At 40.3% G+C, this 21,434-nt stretch carries 17 protein-coding genes; 5 read left to right on the top strand and 12 right to left on the bottom strand.

Annotated elements, in window-relative coordinates:
• Positions 1-13: 13 nt before the first annotated feature.
• Positions 14-607, top strand: a complete 594-nt coding sequence (gene rsxE / locus D0T49_RS05685) for an electron transport complex subunit RsxE (protein WP_163629628.1) — start codon at positions 14-16, stop codon at positions 605-607.
• Positions 608-694: 87 nt separating this feature from the next.
• Entirely contained in the window at positions 695-1,270 is a 576-nt protein-coding gene (gene rsxA / locus D0T49_RS05690) for an electron transport complex subunit RsxA (RefSeq protein ID WP_163629629.1), read from the top strand.
• 352 nt (positions 1,271-1,622) lie between these two features.
• Here the strand turns inward: rsxA and D0T49_RS05695 are convergent, their stop codons facing one another.
• The 12 genes from D0T49_RS05695 to D0T49_RS05750 form a co-directional block, all read right to left on the bottom strand.
• Positions 1,623-2,519 carry a radical SAM protein gene (locus tag D0T49_RS05695; protein WP_163629630.1) on the bottom strand — a complete coding sequence of 299 codons (897 nt, stop codon included), beginning with the start codon at positions 2,517-2,519 and terminating at the stop codon, positions 1,623-1,625.
• Positions 2,520-2,526: 7 nt separating this feature from the next.
• A complete protein-coding gene (locus D0T49_RS05700) occupies positions 2,527-3,519 on the bottom strand; it encodes a prenyltransferase (RefSeq protein ID WP_163629631.1) in 993 nt (330 codons plus the stop codon).
• Positions 3,520-3,574: 55 nt separating this feature from the next.
• Positions 3,575-4,051 (bottom strand): CYTH domain-containing protein, encoded by a 477-nt coding sequence (locus D0T49_RS05705; RefSeq protein WP_163629632.1) that lies wholly within the window; start codon positions 4,049-4,051, stop codon positions 3,575-3,577.
• 184 nt (positions 4,052-4,235) lie between these two features.
• Complete coding sequence (locus D0T49_RS05710; RefSeq protein ID WP_163629633.1) at positions 4,236-5,009, bottom strand: Ig-like domain-containing protein; 774 nt, start codon at positions 5,007-5,009, stop codon at positions 4,236-4,238.
• 173 nt (positions 5,010-5,182) lie between these two features.
• Positions 5,183-7,024 carry a transcription termination factor Rho gene (gene rho / locus D0T49_RS05715; protein WP_163629634.1) on the bottom strand — a complete coding sequence of 614 codons (1,842 nt, stop codon included), beginning with the start codon at positions 7,022-7,024 and terminating at the stop codon, positions 5,183-5,185.
• A gap of 409 nt (positions 7,025-7,433) precedes the next feature.
• Positions 7,434-8,405 carry an ROK family protein gene (locus tag D0T49_RS05720; RefSeq protein ID WP_163629635.1) on the bottom strand — a complete coding sequence of 324 codons (972 nt, stop codon included), beginning with the start codon at positions 8,403-8,405 and terminating at the stop codon, positions 7,434-7,436.
• An 89-nt stretch (positions 8,406-8,494) separates the two neighbouring features.
• Positions 8,495-9,796, bottom strand: a complete 1,302-nt coding sequence (locus D0T49_RS05725; RefSeq protein WP_163629644.1) for an MFS transporter — start codon at positions 9,794-9,796, stop codon at positions 8,495-8,497.
• Positions 9,797-10,012: 216 nt separating this feature from the next.
• A complete protein-coding gene (mutL, locus tag D0T49_RS05730) occupies positions 10,013-11,872 on the bottom strand; it encodes a DNA mismatch repair endonuclease MutL (RefSeq protein WP_163629636.1) in 1,860 nt (619 codons plus the stop codon).
• Positions 11,873-11,981: 109 nt separating this feature from the next.
• On the bottom strand, positions 11,982-12,260 hold the full coding sequence (locus D0T49_RS05735; protein WP_163629637.1) for a hypothetical protein: 279 nt from the start codon (positions 12,258-12,260) through the stop codon (positions 11,982-11,984).
• Positions 12,261-12,502: 242 nt separating this feature from the next.
• Positions 12,503-13,111: a polysaccharide deacetylase family protein gene (locus tag D0T49_RS05740; RefSeq protein WP_370519615.1), complete on the bottom strand. Its 609-nt coding sequence runs from the start codon at positions 13,109-13,111 to the stop codon at positions 12,503-12,505.
• Positions 13,112-13,182: 71 nt separating this feature from the next.
• Complete coding sequence (locus D0T49_RS05745) at positions 13,183-16,410, bottom strand: DUF2723 domain-containing protein (protein WP_163629639.1); 3,228 nt, start codon at positions 16,408-16,410, stop codon at positions 13,183-13,185.
• A 182-nt stretch (positions 16,411-16,592) separates the two neighbouring features.
• Positions 16,593-17,111: a hypothetical protein gene (locus D0T49_RS05750; RefSeq protein WP_163629640.1), complete on the bottom strand. Its 519-nt coding sequence runs from the start codon at positions 17,109-17,111 to the stop codon at positions 16,593-16,595.
• A gap of 183 nt (positions 17,112-17,294) precedes the next feature.
• Here D0T49_RS05750 and D0T49_RS05755 point away from each other — a divergent pair, with 183 nt between their 5' ends.
• From D0T49_RS05755 to D0T49_RS05765, 3 genes are read left to right on the top strand one after another with little or no spacing between them, the layout of a single operon-like run.
• Positions 17,295-18,863, top strand: a complete 1,569-nt coding sequence (locus D0T49_RS05755) for an NAD(P)/FAD-dependent oxidoreductase (protein WP_163629641.1) — start codon at positions 17,295-17,297, stop codon at positions 18,861-18,863.
• 47 nt (positions 18,864-18,910) lie between these two features.
• On the top strand, positions 18,911-19,858 hold the full coding sequence (locus D0T49_RS05760) for an RluA family pseudouridine synthase (RefSeq protein WP_163629642.1): 948 nt from the start codon (positions 18,911-18,913) through the stop codon (positions 19,856-19,858).
• Positions 19,859-19,874: 16 nt separating this feature from the next.
• Positions 19,875-21,146 (top strand): DUF5103 domain-containing protein, encoded by a 1,272-nt coding sequence (locus D0T49_RS05765; protein WP_163629643.1) that lies wholly within the window; start codon positions 19,875-19,877, stop codon positions 21,144-21,146.
• Positions 21,147-21,434: the final 288 nt, after the last annotated feature.

Consider the following 21,434-nt stretch of genomic DNA (forward strand, 5'->3'; position numbering starts at 1 on the left):
TAAAGAAAAAATTATGAGTAATAATTCAAACCTCAAAGTCCTTACAAACGGACTGATAAAAGAAAATCCAATTTTTGTATTACTATTGGGGATGTGTCCTACATTGGGTACGACATCTTCCGCCCTTAATGGTTTAAGTATGGGATTGGCCACCACTTTCGTTTTAATATGCTCGAACATTGTTATTTCTTTGCTAAAAAACATTATTCCAGACAAAGTACGTATTCCGGCATTTGTTGTTGTGATTGCAACTTTTGTTACGGTGGTAGAAATGGTGATGCAGGCATATATTCCGGCATTGTTCGATAGTTTGGGGCTATTCATCCCGCTTATTGTAGTGAACTGTATAGTATTAGGGCGTGCCGAAGCATTCGCTGCAAAAAACAACGTTTTCCGCTCCATGCTCGATGGTTTGGGGATGGGACTTGGTTTCTCTTTTGCCTTAACGCTGCTCGGTTCTGTACGCGAACTGTTAGGTACAGGTAAGGTTTTCAGCATGACTGTTTTCTCTGAAAACTATGGCATGCTCATTTTCGTACTTGCTCCGGGAGCTTTCATCGCATTGGGCTATCTTATCGCAATTATTAATAAATTGAGAAAGACATAAGAGGGATTTACTATTTACAAATTTACAATTTACAATTGTAAGGCAGCTAAAACATTTATACGATTTAACGACTAAACATCATATAACATGGCATATATTTTAATTTTTATCAGCGCGGTATTCGTAAACAACATTGTGCTCGCACAGTTTTTAGGAATCTGTCCGTTTTTAGGAGTATCCAAAAAAATAGACACAGCACTGGGGATGAGCGGAGCAGTGGCATTTGTAATGACCATCGCAACCATATTTACATACATTATCCAAAAAACAGTATTAGAGCCTTTTCAGATAACATTTCTGCAAACGATTGTTTTTATCCTGATTATTGCAGCTTTGGTGCAATTGGTTGAGATTATCCTGAAGAAAATCTCTCCGGCTCTATATCAGGCATTAGGAGTGTTTTTGCCGCTTATCACCACCAACTGTACTATACTCGGTGTAGCAATCATGGTTATACAGAAAGACTTTAATATGCTGGAGAGTGTGGTTTTTGCCATCTCTACCGCTATCGGGTTCGGGCTGGCATTAATTCTTTTTGCCGGAATACGCGAGCAACTTGCTCTGGTTAAGCTACCCAAAAGCATGGAGGGGACACCTATTGCCCTGCTTACTGCCGGACTACTGGCTATGGCATTCATGGGATTCTCCGGTATAGTGAAATAAATTCAAAACATCTTTATAAGACGAAGCGAGTGGATTTACAAATCCACTCGCTTCGTTTTATGAGTAATAATATAGAATCTACATCCTCAGTTTCAACCCTGCGATAACGGTATCGGGGGCTAAATTCATAACGCTGTTCATTTCACCTGCCATGCAATAGCCACACTGGTCGCAAAGCCCTAAGGCAGTACCTCCACAAGCGAAGAAAGAAAGAGATTTTAATCAAGAAAACGATGCTAATTAACTCATAATCAATAACATACTCAAGGCGACTCATCATTCACAAGCATTTTAACTCTCAAAAAAATGTAGACCTTTTATCACTTTTTGCCCTATTTTGAAAAGGACGATTTTACAGCCTCAACTTCAACCCTGCGATAACGGTATCGGGGGCTAAATTCATAACGCTGTTCATCTCGCCTGCCATGCAATAGCCACACTGGTCGCAAAGCCCTAAAGCAGTACCCCCGCAATCGGGCGACTTAGTGCCATCTACAGCAATGAAATTCGATACCCAGCAGTATTTCTTAAAGTTGTTGTCCTTCATCTTTTTCAAACCCGAAACTGAGTTCATTATCGGGTAGCCTTGCTTTTTATACGCTATTACTTTATCAATTATTTCGCGGCGTTTATCCCAGTCAAGCATCAAATCCTCCGTGCCGGGATAGGGTGTCAGAAAATTGATTGAAATTAGCTTTATATACGGATTGTTTTTTACAAATTCGATTGTTTCATCTACCGATTCATAGTTCAGCTTACTGACAACCATATTTACGCTCAAATCAGGATGCCCCGATGTTTCTATGTTCTTAACCAGTTTATCAAACACACCTTCGCCACGCACCCTATCGTGATACTTACCCAGCCCGTCCAGACTTACCCAGATGGAATCGGCTTCGAGCCCTGAGAATGGCATAACCGCATTGGTGGTAACTGTAGTAGAGAAAAATCCTATCGCTTTAGCCAAGCGTATGAGGCTATTAAGGTCGTGTTCTCCATCTTTCCACATGGTAGGCTCTCCCCCTTCGAAATCGACAAAGCGCGAACCTAATTTATATGAATATTCCAATTCTTCTTTTATCTGTTCGTAGCTTTTTTTCTTTATTATTTTCTGTGCATATACACAACAGTGCTTGCATTGCAGGTTACACTGGTCGGAGATAAAAATGACCGTCTGTAGTGGTGATTTTTTCCCAAATATACGGGTCTTTACAAACCAGAAAGGTAAATATAGAAATGACTTAATCATTATTTTACTATGTATAAATGATACTAACAAGCATGATAATAATACAAAAGAATGAAAGCAAATTGCGTGCCGACAGCCATCGAATCATAAACCAGTCGATGCCGTATTTCTCTATCGCTTTCCAGTTGTTCATAGGCCCCATCCAAAAGCTTGGGGAAAACTTTTTACCCGGATTTTTCACAAACTCTACCATCAGATAAAATAAAGATATAGCCATCGGTAGTGTAAAAAATACAAAACTGTAATAAATGCTCAAGTGTCCGGCAATTATACCATAAGCGATGAGTGCAAACGGAACAAATACGACGAAAAATAATACAACAAGCATGGCTGTTGTATTATTCATAAGAACAGCTAATGTGCGTTTTCCTATCTTTTTGTCAGGGATAAAATCCAATATAGAATGAACATATACTATATTCATTACAAGTAAGCCTACGGGGATGGAGATGAGAATAATAGTAGGATTTATCTCGCCACAAGCTGCGTAATAAGTGCCTAACATATTAAGAGGGCCAAAAATAAGCCCGATAAGCAGTTCGCCAAAGCCATGATAACTTAACCGCAGGGGGGGAGCTGAATAAAACAATCCTAAAACGGCTGTGATGGCAGCTATATAAAAAACAAAAATCCCTCGGTAATAAAATACAATGGAGCCAAAAAACAAAGCTATTGTCGCAAAAATAAGGCACGCGGCAAGCAATTGTTTCAGATTAGCTTCGCCCGATGTGAGGTAAGTACATTTACCTATGCGTGCACGGAAGCCTTCATGCACTAAATCGTCGCGATAGTCCGATTTTTTTTTGATATAATCATAATAGTCGTCAAATAAATTGAGCGACAGATGAGCTGCCACGACTCCTAAAACGGCACAACAGGCCAACCACCACGAGAATCCGGCCGAGGAAACTGCCAGACATACGGCAAGTATCGAAGGAAACATGCTTTGCGGCAAAGCTGTAGGGCGGGCATTCTTAAACCAGAATTTTATCTTATTCACAGGGATTTATTTTTAAAATGAATGCAAAATTAGTAAAAATCAGCCACACAAAGGTTTATTTCTCCCACATTTTGTAAGGTTTCTCGCTCAAGTGCGAATTATAGTATTTTTTCACATTAGTAACCTCCTCGCCAACCCAAGCAGGAGTTTCAAAAAGCTCATCTTCTGCCTGCAATTCTATTTCTGCTACGACCAGACCTTCGTTATCACCATGAAATTCGTCCACCTCAAATACATGCCCTCCGTATGGAACTTCGTAGCGTGTTTTGTCAATAATACCCGATGCGCTCAGTTTTATCAACTCTTTAGCTTCTTCCAATGCAATTTCGTTTTCCCACTCATAGCGGCTTATCCCGTTGTCATTACTTTTTCCTTTTATAGTGATATAGCCCTTATCGCCTTTTACGCGTATGCGTACAGTGCGTTCGGGCACACGGCAAAGATAGCCCTGCATTATGGGATAAACCTTAGTTGCTTCGGACTTATATATTTCTGACTTTACCAAAAATTTGCGTTCTATTTCCTGTGGCATAATTGTAAGTAGTTATGAGTTATGAGTCTCATTCTTTGATAATTGAAAAATTATATACTGTAGCGCAAGGGGGAGTATTTATAGAGAATGTGTGGAAATATGAAAAAGCAATAAAAAAGGTGAATAATATCCACTTTTAGAGCCTTATGAAGCACGAAAGTATTGATTGTCGAAAAAAAAACGTTTATTCTTTAGTTGTATCTTCTTCCTCTTCGTCGTTGCCTTTTGATATTTCTTTTACAGAAATACTTCCATCGTATACAAAACTTATGGCTGATTCGGAACCGTTAATCATGGCTTTCAGTTCACCCAAAATGAAATATTTATCGGGTTTGGATACAGTGAATTCTCCATCGGTAATATAAATGGTATTTTTAGTGTCATTTTCTTTTGTTATTAATATGGAACCGATATGTTTATCATTTTCAAATTTTCCGGGAAGAAAAGTGAGTAGTGTCTCATTTTCAGATGCTTTGTATAGTTCGCCGTTGTTTAAACCGGTTGCATTATTTGGCAATATCATGTCAAAATCCAGATACACTTCTTTGCTTGCAACCGTTGCGGGTGATTTGTATGTAAACTGGAGGAAAAAATTATTAGCTTTTTCGGTGATAGTGCTATAATCGTATATCGAAGCTCCTGAAAAACGATAGGTAACTATTGATATTTCGCATGATGCGGTTTCTTTTCCCGCAGTTGCCGTGATGATAACACTGCCTTCGGATATTGCCGTTACAAGTCCGTTTTCGCTTACTTTGGCTATAGCATCGTTGGTCGACGACCATATAGTAGGAGAGTCGTTGTCTTCCGGTGCTTTTATTTTGTAAGTTAGCTGCAGGGTTTCGCCTATGCCCAAATAACCATTCGACTCGTTAAGTACAATTTCGGCAACTTCTTGCTCGCATGACGAAAAGATGGCTAATATAATTAATAGGAAATATATTGATATTTTATTCATTTTTATCTCTCAATTTATTTGATATCAAGCACAAATATAAAAACAAGTGATTGAATAAGCAATTTATTTGATTGTTGATAATACAGATTTAACAAATAAGGAGGTGTATAAAAAATACGTCCGATATACTTGGATTCTATCGGACGTATTATAATTAAATGTATTTGTTTTTCTTAATTTCCATTCATCGAAACCAAAAATTCTTCGTTGTTTTCGGTGCGCTCCATACGCTCTTTTAAGAACTCCATTGCTTCTATTGAGTTCATGTCTGATAAATAACGGCGAAGTATCCACATGCGGTTCAATGTATCTTGGTCTAATAGTAAATCGTCGCGGCGTGTGCTGGAAGACATAATGTCCACAGCAGGGAAAATCCGTTTGTTCGACAGTTTGCGGTCGAGCTGCAACTCCATATTACCGGTACCTTTAAATTCTTCGAAAATCACTTCATCCATTTTCGACCCTGTTTCGGTAAGTGCTGTAGCTATTATTGTAAGGCTGCCTCCATTCTCAATGTTACGGGCAGCACCAAAAAATCGTTTTGGCTTATGCAGCGCGTTAGCGTCCACACCACCCGAAAGAACTTTGCCCGAAGCCGGAGATACCGTATTGTAAGCACGTGCCAAACGAGTGATAGAGTCCAACAGGATAACCACATCGTGACCACATTCAACCAGTCGTTTTGCTTTTTCGTGAACCATGCTGGCTACTTTTACGTGGCGTTCGGCAGGTTCGTCAAACGTAGATGAAATAACTTCGGCACGTACGCTGCGAGCCATATCTGTAACCTCTTCCGGACGTTCGTCTATAAGTAGTACAATCATGTACACTTCGGGATGATTAGCAGCAATAGCATTAGCTATGTCTTTCAGTAATACAGTTTTACCAGTTTTAGGTTGTGCTACAATCAGTCCGCGTTGCCCCTTGCCAATAGGAGAGAAGAGGTCGACTACACGGCATGAAATTGTATCGTTTTTTCCGCGGGTTAAATTGAATTTTTCGTCGGGAAAAAGTGGGGTTAAATGTTCGAAAGGCACACGGTCGCGCACATACTCCGGTGAGCGTCCGTTTATTTTCGTCACCTTAATAAGCGGGAAGTATTTCTCCCCCTCTTTAGGTGGACGTATTGAGCCTGTTACCGTATCTCCTGTTTTTAAGCCGAAAAGCTTAATTTGCGATTGTGATACATAAATATCATCGGGCGACGACAGGTAGTTATAGTCGGCTGAACGCAGAAATCCATATCCGTCCTGCATAATTTCCAAAGTGCCTGTTCCTTCTAAGATACCATCGAAATCATACAGTTTTTCATTTCGTTGGTTGCCTTTTACGCGGGCATTATTCGGATTGTTATTGTTGTTGTTGCCATTGTTTTGACCTTGGCTCTGATTTTGATTCTGGTTTGGGGCTTGAACAACAGGTTTGGTTACTTTTAGCTCAGGTGTTTTTGGTTCCTCTTCCGTAACTTTATTTACTTCTGTTTCTTCAGCTTGTGGTGTCTCAACTTTTTTTACAACCTTTTGTTTTGGGTTTTTATCAACTTCGGCTAAAGGTTCTGTTGAGTTAGTTTGTGCAGGGAGTGCCTCCTCTTTTGCTGCAACGCTTGGTTTGGTTGCCTTTACAGGTTTTGTTTTTGATGTACTTGCACTTTGGGTAGCTTCCTCTGTAGGTGGTGTGGCAACTTTTTCTTCCGTTTTTTTCTTTTTGGCCTTTTGCTCTTTTGGCGGTTGTTGCGGCTCCTCTTTTGGTTGTTCTATCTTTGTTGTTTTTACTTTTTCGTCAGCTACGTTTATTGCTTTTACTGCAACTCTGGTACGTTTTTTACGGGGACTTTCTTCTTTATCTTCGTTTGTAGCTTTGCGTTGGGCATTGATTACGGCTTGTTGGTCAAGAATATCGTAAATCAATTTATCTTTTGTTACCGAATTAGAAACTTTTAGGCCTAATGCAGAGGCTATTTCTTTCAATTCGGGCAGTTCTTTTGCATTCAATTGCAAAATGTTGTAATTGCTCATAAAAAATGATGGCTTATTTTTTTAATGGGATTCTATTCTCCGAAAAACAGAATGTTCTCTTATTCAGGAGAAATTTAATAAAAAATTATTGTTCAATGTGATAATATAGTAAAAGAAACAGGACGTTTCTCTTATGTCTTTGAATAACAATGCAAATGTAAAATAAATTTTTGAAATGAGCAAATAATTGTTAAAGATAAACTGTTTTTAAGATTATCCTTTCATGTGTAATAGCGAGCTGTTTTTTTTATGCCCGAAAGTCAGTGTTTTCATATGGAACAGTCCGATGTATCGGACTGTTCCATATGAAAAATCTGACTTTTCAAGTCAGCGTACTTTTTAAAAATATATGTAATTTCCTAACAAGCTCTAAGTATCATAAAAAAAGAAATTTCCTTTTTGTTTTATGTTACTTATCTATGTCTTCTACTTCCCAACCTAATGCGCTTGCTCCTAAAACGGCGGCATCAGATTCTTTCAGCTCCGATACAAGTACTTTTATTTTGCCTTGCCATATTTTCATCAGGTTTTTTTCCATATTATTTATAATGGGGTCAGTAATCAGTTTACCGGCCTTTGTCAACCCTCCAAACAGGATAATTGCTTCGGGAGAACTGAAAGCTACGAAATCGGCAAGCGCTTCGCCCAGTATTTTTCCGGTGTATTCAAAAATTTCTTTTGCCACTTCATCTCCCTGAATGGCAGCTTCATATACGTCTTTCGAGGTAATGCTGTCGATAGGAAGGTTGCGCAGCAGGCTGTCCTTGTCGCTTGTTTCAAGTATTTCGCGGGCTGTACGTGCCACGCCTGTGGCCGAAGTATAAGTTTCGAGACATCCGGTGCGGCCACAGCCACATATACGCCCGTTGTTGCGTACAGATGTGGTATGTCCTAATTCCCCTGCAAAGCCATCGTGTCCGTACAATACTTTACCATCCACTACAATGCCGCTACCCACTCCTGTGCCTAAGGTAATCATGATAAAGTTTTTCATTCCACGTGCAGCACCGTAGGTCATTTCTCCGAAAGCAGCCGCATTGGCATCGTTGGTTAGTGCTACAGGTATATTGAATTTCTTCTCCATAAGCTCCACGAAGGGTATAACATCTTTCCAGCGGAGATTTGCTGCAAATTCGATATTTCCGGTGTAATAATTTCCATTGGGAGCACCTACGCCAATACCTCTTATTTTGCTGATTCCTCCTACTGCATCTATCAGTTTGATTAGTTCGTTATATATATCGTCGATATATAAATTAATGTCGGCATGTGTGTCTGTTTTTATAGCACCTTTCGATATTACTTGTCCACGTGCGTCAACTATTCCAAAAACCGTATTGGTGCCACCAATATCCATTCCTACTACATAAGGTTTATCCATAAAACTTAGTTTTTAATAACATAAGCTGTAAAAACAATTAAATTAATTGTTTTTACAGCTTATGTATTTATATATAAATATTTACTTTTTTATTCTTCAGCTACTTTGGTTACTTTACATCCAACCAATGCATAATACAGGATGTAAACAAGAAGTGCAGCTACAATCCAGAAGCTGGTCATGAACGATGTAGCGTCTGCTAATGCTCCTTGTAGAGCCGGGAATATTCCACCGCCTACTACCATTACCATGAATACACCCGAAGCAATAGCAACGTATTTACCCAGTCCTTCAACAGCTAAGTTGAAAATAACTCCCCACATAACAGAAGTACATAATCCACCTAAAACAAGGAACATTACATTAATAGGCACTTGAGCCATGCTGAATGAAATATCTGAGTTAAATACAGGCATTTTAACCAGCGTAGTGGTAGGAGCTAATATGCCAATAAGGACAAATACAAGACCAAGACCGGCTACACAGGTAAGCATTGTCCGGCTGGATACTTTACCTCCAACAGAAGCACCTACGAAACGTCCTATAAGCATCAAAAACCAGTAAGTTCCTGCTACAGTACCTGCTGCTGCTGCATTCATTCCAAATCCGCCCTTCAATGGAGATTCGGTAAGAAATAGGTTTACAATGTTAGGAATACCTAATTCTACGCCGATATAAGCGAAAATAGCGATGATTCCTAATACATAATGACGGAAAGTGAATAATTCTTTGTACGAAAGTTTTTCTTCTACAATACCTTTAGCTTCTTTTTCTTTTCTGGCTTCGAGGATAGGCTCAGGAAGTTTTACTAATGCCAATACGATAAATGCTGCTGCAAATATACCCATTGCTATGAAAAGAGCAGGATTAGCGTCTTTGATAGTTGCACTGGCAACATCTCCCATTAAATAACCTACCAATACTGGTACGATAGTAGCGTTCAGCGAGTTGAAAGTTCCACCAATTTGAATTAACTGGTTACCTTTGCGACCGCCGCCACCAAGTGTGTTCAATAGGGGGTTAACTACTGTATTGAGCATACACATAGAGAAACCGGCAACGAAGGCTCCTGCTAAATAGATGTAGAAGTTAGATGCTACACCCGATAAAAACTGGATTCCAACTCCAACGAAACCAACAGCAATTGCAGCCAATGCTGTTTTTTTATAGCCATACTTGTTCAATAGATTTCCGGCAGGAATTCCCATGAAAGCATAGGCTAAAAAGTTAGCAAGAGTACCTAGCTGCGACATAAAGTTACTTGCTTGGAACTGGCTTTTTACAATTACTCCAAGTGGATTTGCCAAGCCTGTTACAAATGAAATCATCCCGAAAAGGAAAATCATCATGATAATAGGCAATGTGTAATTCTTTTTTTGTGAACTCATGATTGATAAATTAAGTTTATTATTAGTTGATAAATTCTTTTAAAATTCAACGGACAAAGTTACCATTTTTTCTTACCTCATACCATGATTAAAATTTAAAAAACAGGGCAAAAAAGGGGCTTAAAAGATGTTTTACAACAGCTTTTAGCCTTTTGTTTTTTCTAATAAACTTAGAATCTGTTATTTATATGATTTTTGTGTTTACAGGATATTCAGGGCTTATTTCAACCTGTTTTCCAACTCCTCGTAAGTGAGGATTGAGAGTATTTTTTTCCCGTTTGGGGTGTAATTATGGTTCGACGATGCAAAAAGGCGGTCAATCAGGTCTTTCATTTCCTCGTTGCTTAGGTTTTGCCCTGTTTTCAGGCTGGTAGCTTCTGCCAGCGACAAGGCGATTATTTCCTGTATCTGGTGCGTAGGGTCGTCTACAGCCGATTTTGCACTTGCCAATACATTCTGTATTAGTTTTATAACATTGCCTACCTCTATGCGGGGAGGGATACCATTAATGGAATATGTATTATCCTTTTCCTTGCTTATTTCGAAGCCTGCATTTTTCAGACTGGGTTCTATCTGTTCAAAAACCAGTTTGTCTTCTTCTTCCAGTACCAACGTTTCGGGAAAGAGCAGTTGTTGTGATGCAGCTTGTTTCTGTTCAAACTGCTTCATAAATTCATCGAACAGGATTCTGAAATGTGCCCGTTGCTGATTGATAACCAATAATCCCGACTTTACTCCGGTTAAAATATATTTGTTCTTCAACTGGAAATTTTCAGCCTGATGCGACTGTTGGCTTTCGCCTGTATGCGAATCTTCGAAAGTTAATGAAGCCTGCGGGCTTTCATCACTTCCCGTTTCTTCGTATCGCCAATTGGCGGTATGTTCCTTTTTTGCTGTAGATTTGTCAAAACCATCGTATAGTTTTTCCCAATCCAGCGAAGGGCGTTTGTAAGTGCTCGATTGCGAAAAAGGGTTGTAGTTTGGGTTGAACGATGTTTGAGGCGGTCGTACATCGCTTGTCGGCTGATTAACCGGAATTTCGGGAACCCCTTCTGTGTCGAAATCAATGGAAGGGACAATGTTGAATTTCCCTAAGGTTTCTTTTATTGTAGCCGAAAGAATAGGCCAGATAGCCTGTTCGTTCTCAAACTTGATTTCTGTTTTAGTAGGGTGGATATTGATGTCGATCGTTTGCGGGTCGATATCGAAATAGATAAAATAGTTTGGGTTTTCTCCCGGAGTCAACATCTTATCGTAAGCCATCATCACAGCTTTGTGAAAATACGGATGGCGCATGTAACGGTTGTTTACGAAGAAGTACTGGTTTGCCGACTTTTGTGCAAATTCAGGCTTTCCTACATAACCATATATCTTTACAAGAGTAGTGGTGGTTTCGATAGGAAGCAATTGTTGTTCCCAACGTTTTTTCGATATCTTTCCGAATATGTTTTCTATCCGTAGTTTAGTGTTAGATATGGGAAGCTGAAAAACTTCGTCCTGTCCGTCGGTGTACGAGAATGATATATGCGGATAAACTAATGCAATCCGGTAAAATTCATTGAGCAGATGGGTTTTTTCCACATTGTCGGTTTTCAGAAAGCGGCGGCGTGCCGGTACATTGAAGAACAGGTTTTTAATCATAAAACTTGTTCCTACCGGACATTGTACCGATTCTTGCTTGAATACGCGCGAGCCTGCTATTTCTATCAGTATGCCCAATTCATCCTCTTCGCGGCGTGTTTTCATCTCTATTTGGGCTACAGCCGCAATAGAGGCAAGGGCTTCTCCACGAAATCCCATTGTACGGAGTGAAAACAAATCATTGGCATCAGATATTTTTGATGTTGCATGACGTTCAAACGCCATACGTGCATCTGTTTCGCTCATGCCTTTGCCATTATCCACTATTTGTATAAGGGTGCGCCCCGCGTCCTTTATAAGTATTTGAATGTGGGTAGCACCTGCATCAATGGAGTTTTCGACCAATTCTTTTAAAACCGATGCCGGACGTTGAATAACTTCTCCTGCAGCAATCTGGTTGGCTACTGAATCGGGTAAAAGATGAATTACATCACTCATATTTGGAATACAGAATACGGAAGTAAGAAATTAGAATTCAAAAATAAGAAAAAGTAATTTGTCTTGAATCTTGAATCTTGAATCTTGGTTCTTGAATCTAACTATCTACTTAAATTGACCTTAAAATGAAATAAGCTATCAGAAAAAGAACTGCAATGATAATAACTAAGCGTATGTTGGACTGTCGTGCATTGTCGCGATATGCCCTGTTGCGCTGGTCGCGTTGTTCGCGGAAAGTCCCACGTTTGATTGATGTTTTGAATTCGCCGTTTTCATCATTCTTTTCAGCAAATTTTTCTTCCCGTTCTTTTTGCGCCTCTTTCTTGGGGTCGTAATATATATAACGATAGTTGTATGTGCGGGGTTTATATAATTTGAAGAATCCCATTGTTTTGATTGATTTTAGTTGAAATTTTAAATTATCTCTACCAAAGGTACTAAGAAACTGTTTAAATTTACCATAAACAATATAATTATCTTTAAAAAATCTTTTTTGCAATAAATTATGCCCTTTTTTGTAAAATTTTGTCTTCTATTTTGCTCATTTAGCCCGCTAAAATCGCAAAATGAATCCGAAATTTTTCTAAAAAATCATCATAATTTATTTTGCGAGCTAAAATTAAACAATTTCTAAAAAATTTCCGATTTATAACCTTGTTCGTTCCAAAATTCGATGGCGCGGGGCAATACCGCCAGCATATTGTTTTTAGCCTTTATCGAATCGTGAAAAAGCACAATGGAGCCATTGCGCGAAAAGCGTTTCACCTTGTTTATAATTTGTTCGGGTGTAAGCGATTTATCGTAATCGCAAGTGAGCAAGTCCCACATGATTATTTCGTAGTCGGGTTGCAACGTGTTTTTTTGCCGTTGCCTCAACCTTCCGTGTGGCGGACGAAACAGGTTGCTGTGGATGTGTACGGATGCTTTGCGTACGTTTTCCACATATTCTTCCACTCCGGTCGAAAATCCTTTCAGATGATTAAACGTGTGATTTCCGGTGCGGTGTCCACGTCTTAATATCTCGTTGTATAGTTCAGGATATTTTTGTACGTTTTCGCCTACGCAAAAAAACGTAGCTTTCCAACCATATTCGTCCAGCATATCCAGTACAAGGGGCGTAACTTCGGGCACAGGCCCATCGTCGAAGGTCAGGTAGATAGACTTTTCCTTCGATTTTTTGCGCCATACACAGCCTTTGTAAAAAACACGGACAACTCCCGGAACTCTTGCAAACATAATGAATCACGAGTTTAAAGGTAAAAGGTAAAAGTTTAAAGTGTCCCTTAATCCTTTTATCCTTTCATCCCTCATCAATAACCTATTTTCTGGTGAAACTTAATATAAGAGGGATAGTATTTATCCATCAAATCAGTTCGGTTGTTGTCTTGGAATATAGATATAACATTGTTGAATTCCAAGAATTTACGTCCAATAGAATACGAAGACGCTTTTTGTTGTGCCGGACTTAGGTTGAAATACCAATTGAGGTGTTCAACACAGTTTTGAGCAACGTATTCTGTCATTTTATCCCCTTTTTCCGGCTCATTAAGCTGATAATAGAAATTAGCAAGCAGGGTTGAGTGATAATCGTACGGTACGGATGTTCCCGGCAATACTTCGTCGCAGTAGTCCAGCGCTTTTTTAGCTCGCTCGGTATCTCCTTCTGTCATCAATGCTTCAATCAGATGAAGGAACATTAAACGGTGTGTACGGCACATCGACATCGATTTTTCGTCGATATAAATATTCGGATCGCTCACGTTTCCGTAGCGGAATTTATTCATCATATTGTCGTACATTTCGTCTGTATTTACACCTGTTTCCGATTTTACAGGAACAATGTTGTAAGCCAGTCCAGTTAGTTCAAAATGGTCTTTCAGTCCCATGTAGTATTCATCGCCTACAGTAACGGCAAAGTACATGGGGCGTTCCCAATTATTTTCTTTCAACATTTCGACGACCATCATTTCACTTTTTGTCAAGCGGCGGTTCACCTTGATGTCGATTTGAGGAACGATTTCATCCCGTCTTTCTTCGGGCAAAGTACCTGTTTTTATAACTTGGTCTGCATCTACCGGAATGTAAAGATTTTGTGTCCGGAGCATGTACGGATTTTTCTTACCTCTTTCCGATGCGTTATGTTTCAGCATGATGCTGTATAAAGTGTTTACATCGACCGAGGATATGTGCTTGCTCTTGTCGTTGTCCATATAAAGCACCTCGTTGTTGCCCGTAACGTAGTCTTTTGGCTCCCACGAGATAGGCAGCGGTGCCGACTCGTAAGCTCCACGCCTCATTTGGTCGATATACCAGTCGGTTTGCAGGTAGCTCAGGTTACATACACGCACATCGGTACGGTTACCTTCCACTTCCTGATTGTACCATAATGGGAATGTGTCGTTGTCGCCATTCGAGAAAATAATGGCGTTTGGCTTGCACGATATCAGGTAGTTGTTTCCAAAGTCGCTGGCAAGATAGCGTCCGCTACGGTCGTGGTCGTCCCAGTTTTCGGCTGCCATCAGGATAGGAACTCCTAAGCATATAATCGAAACCACAACGGAGCTTACTTTACGCGGAACATATTTATCGATAGCCCGTATAATGCCCAGTACCCCAAGCCCTATGAATATGCTGAATGCATAGAAGGAGCCGGCATACGCATAGTCGCGCTCGCGTGGCTGCATAGGTGGTTGGTTCAGATATACAACAATGGCAATACCTGTAAGCACAAACAGCAGAAGCACTATCCAAAAGCTGTGTTTGCCTTCTTTGCCACTATTAAGCAAAAATATAATGCCAATTATACCGAGTAGTAGAGGCAGCATGTAATAGCGGTTGCGCCCTTTGTTTTCTTTCATGTCGGTGGGGAGTGAGTCTTGGTCGCCCACCAACACGTTGTCGATAAATTTGATTCCCGTAATCCAGTTTCCGTTTTCAATTTCGCCATTTCCTTGTATATCATTTTGGCGTCCTGAGAAGTTCCACATGAAGTAACGCCAGTACATGAATCCGAGTTGGTATCTGAAGAAATACCGCATATTTTCGCCGAATGTAGGTTTCATCTCAACCTCGCGCCTTCCGCAGGCATCATACGACACACGTTTACCTTTTACTCCTCCCCACGATTTGTACAATTCGACATGACGGTCGCTGTTTCCGGGTGAGTAATACATACGCGGGAAAAGCATATTGAATTTTTCGTCCATCACGTAACTCGATTTATATCCGGTGATGATGTATTCGTCTTTTTGGTCGGGCGATTCTTTCGGTTTTGGTGCATAATTTGGTTTTCCTGTTTTCTCTACCGGTACACAGTAATTGCCTTGTGGCTGGTATTTAACCGGAGCATTGTACACAGGGCCATAAAGCAGCGGGTTGTCTCCATACTGTTCACGGTTGAGATAGTATTTCAAAGCGAAAACATTATCAGGCGAGTTTTGGTCCATAGGCGGATTGGCAGCCGAACGGATTACAATAACAGTATAAGATGAATAACCAATCAGCATAACGGTTACCATAGTGATAGCTGTATTTAGCCAGCGGGCAGGGATTTTTCCTTTTCTCAGATAGAAGAAAACAATCATGCCGATAATAATCAGAATACCGACGAGGATATTGGTGCGTATAAACGGGATGCCTACAATACTGACAGCCAAAATGAATGAAACGGCCATGCGTACATAACTCTTTTCGGAGTATGTTTCGTAAATAGCCCACACTAAAGCAGCTATTGCCAATAGGATATATGCATACATTCCTGAGTTGAAAGGAAGCCCGAGTTTATTAACGAACAATAACTCGAACCAGCTTGCAATTTCAACGAATCCGGGAATAAGGCCGTACAGCACAAATGCCAAAATAGCCACAGATGTCAATAATGCCAGAATAAGCCCCTTTGCCGATGGTTTGTATTTTTTGAAATAATAAACCAGCACGATAGCAGGAATCGTCAGCAGGTTTAATAAATGGACTCCGATTGATAATCCCATCAGGTAAGCGATTAATATCAACCAACGGTCGGAGCCTTCTTTGTCGGCTACGTTTTCCCATTTCAGGATAAGCCAGAACACCACAGCGGTGAAAAACGAAGAATAGGCGTATACTTCGCCTTCGACAGCCGAAAACCAGAAAGTGTCGGAGAAAGTATATGCCAAAGCACCTACCAAACCTGCACCCAATACCATGATAGTGTTAGCAGTGGTGTATGCTTGCTCGTTTTTAATGATGATTTTCCGGGCGATATGCGTAATAGTCCAAAATAAGAACAAAATAGTAAGCGCACTCAAAATAGCCGACATGGCGTTTATCATCATGGCTACTTTGGTAGGGTCGGACGCAAACAGCGAGAAGAATTTTCCGGTAAGCATGAAGAAAGGTGCTCCGGGAGGGTGTCCTACGTCCAGTTTGTAAGCTGTTGAAATGAACTCGCCGCAATCCCAAAAACTGGCGGTAGGTTCAATTGTTAACAAGTAGGTAATAGCTGCAATGGCAAATGCCACCCAACCAAAAATAGTGTTCAGTAAGTTGAAACGTTTCATGTATTTTGATTAGATATTTGTTTGAAAATTCAGAGTTTACCTTGCAAATAAGGTAAAAAAACGTTCAAAGATACAAAGTTTTTTCAGTTTTGGCGGGATAGGGGTAGCTTTTTAGTTTTAATTAAAATTTGAAGATAAAACTATAAAGAATAAGCAGGGAGAATTAATGTAAAACTGAATGTTTAATTCAACTTTTTCAAAATATGCTTCCGTGCGGTAACGAATCCTGCGGTGTAATTTTCGATGTCGACAGATTCCAGATAAGCCTTGAGCTCCGGCTTGAAGTCAGGCACTTTTTTCGAAAATTCAAACAATATCTTCATCGACAGTGCCTGAACGCCTGTTGGCGACTTGGGAGACACCATGCGCTCGAAACATACGTTGATAAATTCCACAGGAATATCTTCGGGCAATCCCATGTTTAAAATCATAGAAAGCAAGAGACGTTGTAAGCCTGTGTAGTTGGTAGAAACTGCTAATTCTACAATTCTTTGCAGCGATTTTTCTGAAAAATAATCGGGATGAGTTTCGCTTACTTTTTCGCATATCCATGCCGCATGCCATGCTGTTTTTTCGTTTTCATCAAACATCAACTCGAATACGACTTTAAAATCTTCCGGACTATTACGTACTATATCAAAAAGTTGATGGTAATTTGTCTTTTGAACCGGTTGCGCCAAAATCTCCTTATAGTTTATCATGTGTCAAAATCCGTTTTTATGTATGAAAAATATACTTGCTACAAATATAATAATTAATGTTTTGAAGTATAAAATTAGTCTATGGTAGTTTGTTCTTTTTGTTTGTAAGATTTTTCTTTTGTTGCTCTGCGGTAATACAGAGGAATATATGTATCTTTGCGATTTTAAGTTTATTACGAGAATATGCATTCCCAACTCCAACTTATACTTACTCCCGAGCAGGCTTACAAACAGGAATTACTTCAAAAACAAGTAGCCGAACAGTTACAGATTGATTCCAAAAGCATAACACGCATACGGATATTGAAAAAGTCTATCGATGCCCGTTCGGGCAGGCCGAAAATAAACCTCTCACTCGAAGTTTACTGGGACGAAAAGCCACCGGCCGAAGTGCGTATGAAATTCAACTTCAGAAACGTGAAAGAGGCTGCTCCCGTTTTAGTGATAGGTGCAGGTCCTGCGGGTTTGTTTGCTGCTTTGAAATTGATAGAAGAAGGGCTGAAACCAATTGTAATCGAACGCGGAAAGGATACCCACGAACGGAAACAAGATATTGCACTGCTGAATAGGAACAAAAGTTTCAATAGCGAATCGAATTATTGCTTTGGCGAAGGAGGGGCAGGTACTTTTTCGGATGGTAAGTTGCATACACGCTCCAAAAAGAAAGGCGATATACAACGTATTTACGAGTTGTTTTACTACCACGGTGCTAACGAAGAGGTGCTTTATGAGGCTCATCCGCATATAGGCTCGGATAAGTTGCCGCAGGTTATCGAGAATATAACAAAAACAATTACCGACCACGGGGGCGAAGTATACTTTGAGCATAAGGTAACCGAATTGCTGATTGAAGATAACCGGATTGCAGGTTGTAAAACCGCTGATGGTAAAACATTCCTTTCCAATGCGCTTATTCTGGCAACAGGGCATTCGGCACACGATATTTATGAAATGCTTTACAGGCAGGGTGTGCCGTTGGAGCAAAAAGGGTTTGCGATGGGCGTGCGTGTAGAGCATAAGCAAAAGCTAATCGACAGTATTCAGTACCATACCAAAGAGCGTAGCGAATACCTTCCTGCGGCTACTTATAATTTGGTGGAGCAGGTAGATGGACGAGGGGTATATTCATTCTGTATGTGTCCGGGAGGGCATATTGTGCCTGCGGGTAGTTCCGAGGAACAACTTGTGGTAAATGGAATGTCGGTATCAAAACGAAATTCGCTGTATGCTAACTCCGGTATTGTAGTCGAAATCCGTCCGGAAGATATACCCGTCGAATTTCAGGAGTATGGCGAATTGGCCGGATTGAAATACCAACAATTTGTTGAGAATTTGGCATATAAAAACAATGGCGGGTTGGGGCAGGTTGCACCGGCTCAGCGGTTGCGCGATTTTGTAGAAGGCAGACTTTCTGCCGATTTGCCCGAATGTTCGTACTTGCCGGGTTTAATATCTTCTCCGCTGCATTTTTGGTTACCTGAGTTTATCGCTACCCGATTGCGTGAAGGGTTCAGGAAATTTGACCGTAAGATGCGTGGATTTCTTACAAATGATGCAGTTGTTGTGGGAGTCGAGTCTCGTTCATCTTCGGCGGTACGTATTCCACGCGACAGGGAATCGGGGCAGCATCCCTCTATCGGAGGGCTTTTCCCTGCGGGCGAAGGCTCCGGATATGCAGGCGGGATAACTTCGTCGGCAATTGACGGGGAAAACATGGCTCAGAAAGCTGCGGATTATTTGAATAGTTTATAATTAAGAAGATTCGCTTTATTGCATAAGTGTTTCATTTAATATTTTATATGGCAAATCAGGATAATAAAAATAACAGGCGCAAGCCGGATAATGATAAAAGAAACGGGGATTTTATACCAAAAGTGAAGGAAACCCGTTTGAAAGTAGGTGAGCCGAAAGAGTTGATGGATTTTCTTTTAGAAAAAATGGGTGGTATGAAACGCAACTCCATAAAATCGTTGTTGGCACATCGCCAGATATTGGTCAACGGGCAGATAACGACAAAGTATAATCATGAACTAAAAAAAGGTGATGTAGTAGCTGTAAGCAGCGAACGTGGGACTACGGAACTGTTTCACCCTAAGGTAAAGATTATATTTGAAGACCCTTACCTGATTGTTGTCGAAAAGCGCGAGGGGATACTTACTGTAAAAACTGATAATGGCAATGAACTGACGGTGTTTTCGATACTGAAAAACCATGTGCAGAAAAGCTCGAAAACCAACCGTATTTACACCGTGCACCGGCTTGACCGCGAAACATCGGGCGTGTTGGTGTTTGCGAAAAACCTGCAGGTGAAACAGGCCTTGCAGGACTATTGGCATACGGATGTGAAAAAGCGGATTTATACGGCTGTAGTAGAGGGTAAGATGGATAAAAAAGAGGATACTATTGTGAGTTGGCTTACCGAGAATGCTAAATCGTTGAAAATTCATTCGAGCTCGGTGGATAATGGCGGACAGCAGGCTGTAACACATTATAAGGTAATAAAGTCGAACGATGATTATTCCCTGTTGCAGATAGAACTGGAAACAGGGCGTAAGAACCAGATACGTGTTCATATGCAGTCGATAGAACACCCGATTGTAGGCGATAAAAAATATGGAGCAAAGACCAACCCTATAGGTAGAGTGGCACTTCATGCGCGTATTCTTGAGTTTTATCATCCGGTGACACGAAAGGTGGTGAAATTTGAAACACCTGTACCTCGCAATTTCTTACACTTGTTTCATTAATACAAGTTGCTTGTATATGGTAAAAAGATTTTTGGATAAGCTGATTGTTGCTTTGTTTTTTCTGATTCCGGTTGGGCTGACAGCACAACAAACTGTTTACCACACGCGGACGTTAGCTCCTAACATCAAAACATTTCAGATACAGTTGGCTGATGAGCCTTTTGCTTTGCCTGTAATAGAACTGAATGGCACGGATGTGTTAAATATCCGGTTCGACGAAATGTCGCATACAATCCGCTCGTATAGCTATCGCGTTATTCACTGTAACGAGGATTGGACACAATCGGCTTTAAATTCGAGTGAATACCTCAATGGTTTTTCTACGGGTATTATATCCGAATATTCATCTTCTACGGTTACTACTTACGATTATACAAACTATAAGTTTAATCTACCCAACAGCGATATGACGTTTACTAAATCGGGCAATTATGTGGTGCAGGTATACGAGGATGGCAAGCAGGATGAGCCTGTGGCTCAAGGATGCTTTTATATAGTGGAGCCACGTGTGTCGGTGTCAGGAAAAGTGCGGGGCAATACGGATGTTGAATTGAACAATCGTTTGCAACAACTGGATTTCGAACTCGATTTGTTGGGATATGAAGTGCGTGACCCACAAGAAGAGTTGAAAATCACCATACGTCAAAACAACCGTACAGACAATCAGGTGCGGGGTATAAAACCAACTTATATGCGTGGCGACAACCTGAGCTATATAAACAACCGTGCTTTGGTTTTCGAAGGGGGTAATGAGTATCATCGCTTCGACATATCGTCGGTATATGCAGGTAATAGCAATGTAGAGCGGATAGATTTCGACCGTGTGCATTATGATGCGTACCTTTATCCCGATATAATTCAGTCATCCAGAGTATATACCAGCGAGCCGGATGTAAACGGCAGATATATAATTAACTTGCAGAATTCGTATTTCGATATGGATACCGAAGCCGATTATATCAATGTACATTTTTCCATTCCACGCTCAGAGCCTTTTTTTGACGGGCAGATATACATTGGAGGGGAGTATAATTTTAATTTGCTTGATGAAGCGTCGCGCATGCAGTACGATTTTAATTCGGGGAATTATTTTAAGACCCTTTTGCTGAAGCAAGGAGGGTATAACTATCAGTATTGGTTTTTGCCGAAAGGGCAAACAAAAGCAAATGTAGAGCGTGTTGAAGGTAGTTTCTGGCAAACCCGCAACGAATATACGGTTTATATTTATCATCGCCCGTGGGGTGGCAGGCATGACAAACTGATAGGGGTGAAAACTATTGAGAATTGATTTTACCGTTAAATATTTGTGCTTAAAAAACAAAGCCTCTATTTTTGTCCTTGCATTCTTCGAGCAAAAACGAGGAATGATTTAGTTAGCTACAAGTTATAAGCTACAAGCTATAAGTCTTGTCCTTTATTTTTTGTTCTTTTTATCCTTTTATCTTTTTTAATACAATATGAATCTTTCTCTACAAATAATACCTCAAAAAAATGCTTTTGCAAACGTTAAAATGTTTGCCGTTATCTCTATTTTATTAGAGAGAGAGAGAGAGAGAGAGAGAGAGAGAGAGAGAGA

The sequence above is a fragment of the Paludibacter sp. 221 genome, assembly GCF_010501035.1.
In the GTDB taxonomy this organism is placed as follows: Bacteria; Bacteroidota; Bacteroidia; order Bacteroidales; family Paludibacteraceae; genus QVMH01.

Excerpts from the sequence above, each read along its gene's own strand:
- rsxE (WP_163629628.1), top strand. The coding sequence starts at position 14 with ATGAGTAATAATTCAAACCTCAAAGTCCTTACAAACGGACTGATAAAA.
- rsxA (WP_163629629.1), top strand. The coding sequence starts at position 695 with ATGGCATATATTTTAATTTTTATCAGCGCGGTATTCGTAAACAACATT.
- D0T49_RS05695 (WP_163629630.1), bottom strand. The coding sequence starts at position 2,519 with ATGATTAAGTCATTTCTATATTTACCTTTCTGGTTTGTAAAGACCCGT.
- D0T49_RS05705 (WP_163629632.1), bottom strand. The coding sequence starts at position 4,051 with ATGCCACAGGAAATAGAACGCAAATTTTTGGTAAAGTCAGAAATATAT.
- D0T49_RS05710 (WP_163629633.1), bottom strand. The coding sequence starts at position 5,009 with ATGAATAAAATATCAATATATTTCCTATTAATTATATTAGCCATCTTT.
- rho (WP_163629634.1), bottom strand. The coding sequence starts at position 7,024 with ATGAGCAATTACAACATTTTGCAATTGAATGCAAAAGAACTGCCCGAA.
- D0T49_RS05720 (WP_163629635.1), bottom strand. The coding sequence starts at position 8,405 with ATGGATAAACCTTATGTAGTAGGAATGGATATTGGTGGCACCAATACG.
- mutL (WP_163629636.1), bottom strand. The coding sequence starts at position 11,872 with ATGAGTGATGTAATTCATCTTTTACCCGATTCAGTAGCCAACCAGATT.
- D0T49_RS05735 (WP_163629637.1), bottom strand. The coding sequence starts at position 12,260 with ATGGGATTCTTCAAATTATATAAACCCCGCACATACAACTATCGTTAT.
- D0T49_RS05745 (WP_163629639.1), bottom strand. The coding sequence starts at position 16,410 with ATGAAACGTTTCAACTTACTGAACACTATTTTTGGTTGGGTGGCATTT.
- D0T49_RS05750 (WP_163629640.1), bottom strand. The coding sequence starts at position 17,111 with ATGATAAACTATAAGGAGATTTTGGCGCAACCGGTTCAAAAGACAAAT.
- D0T49_RS05755 (WP_163629641.1), top strand. The coding sequence starts at position 17,295 with ATGCATTCCCAACTCCAACTTATACTTACTCCCGAGCAGGCTTACAAA.
- D0T49_RS05760 (WP_163629642.1), top strand. The coding sequence starts at position 18,911 with ATGGCAAATCAGGATAATAAAAATAACAGGCGCAAGCCGGATAATGAT.
- D0T49_RS05765 (WP_163629643.1), top strand. The coding sequence starts at position 19,875 with ATGGTAAAAAGATTTTTGGATAAGCTGATTGTTGCTTTGTTTTTTCTG.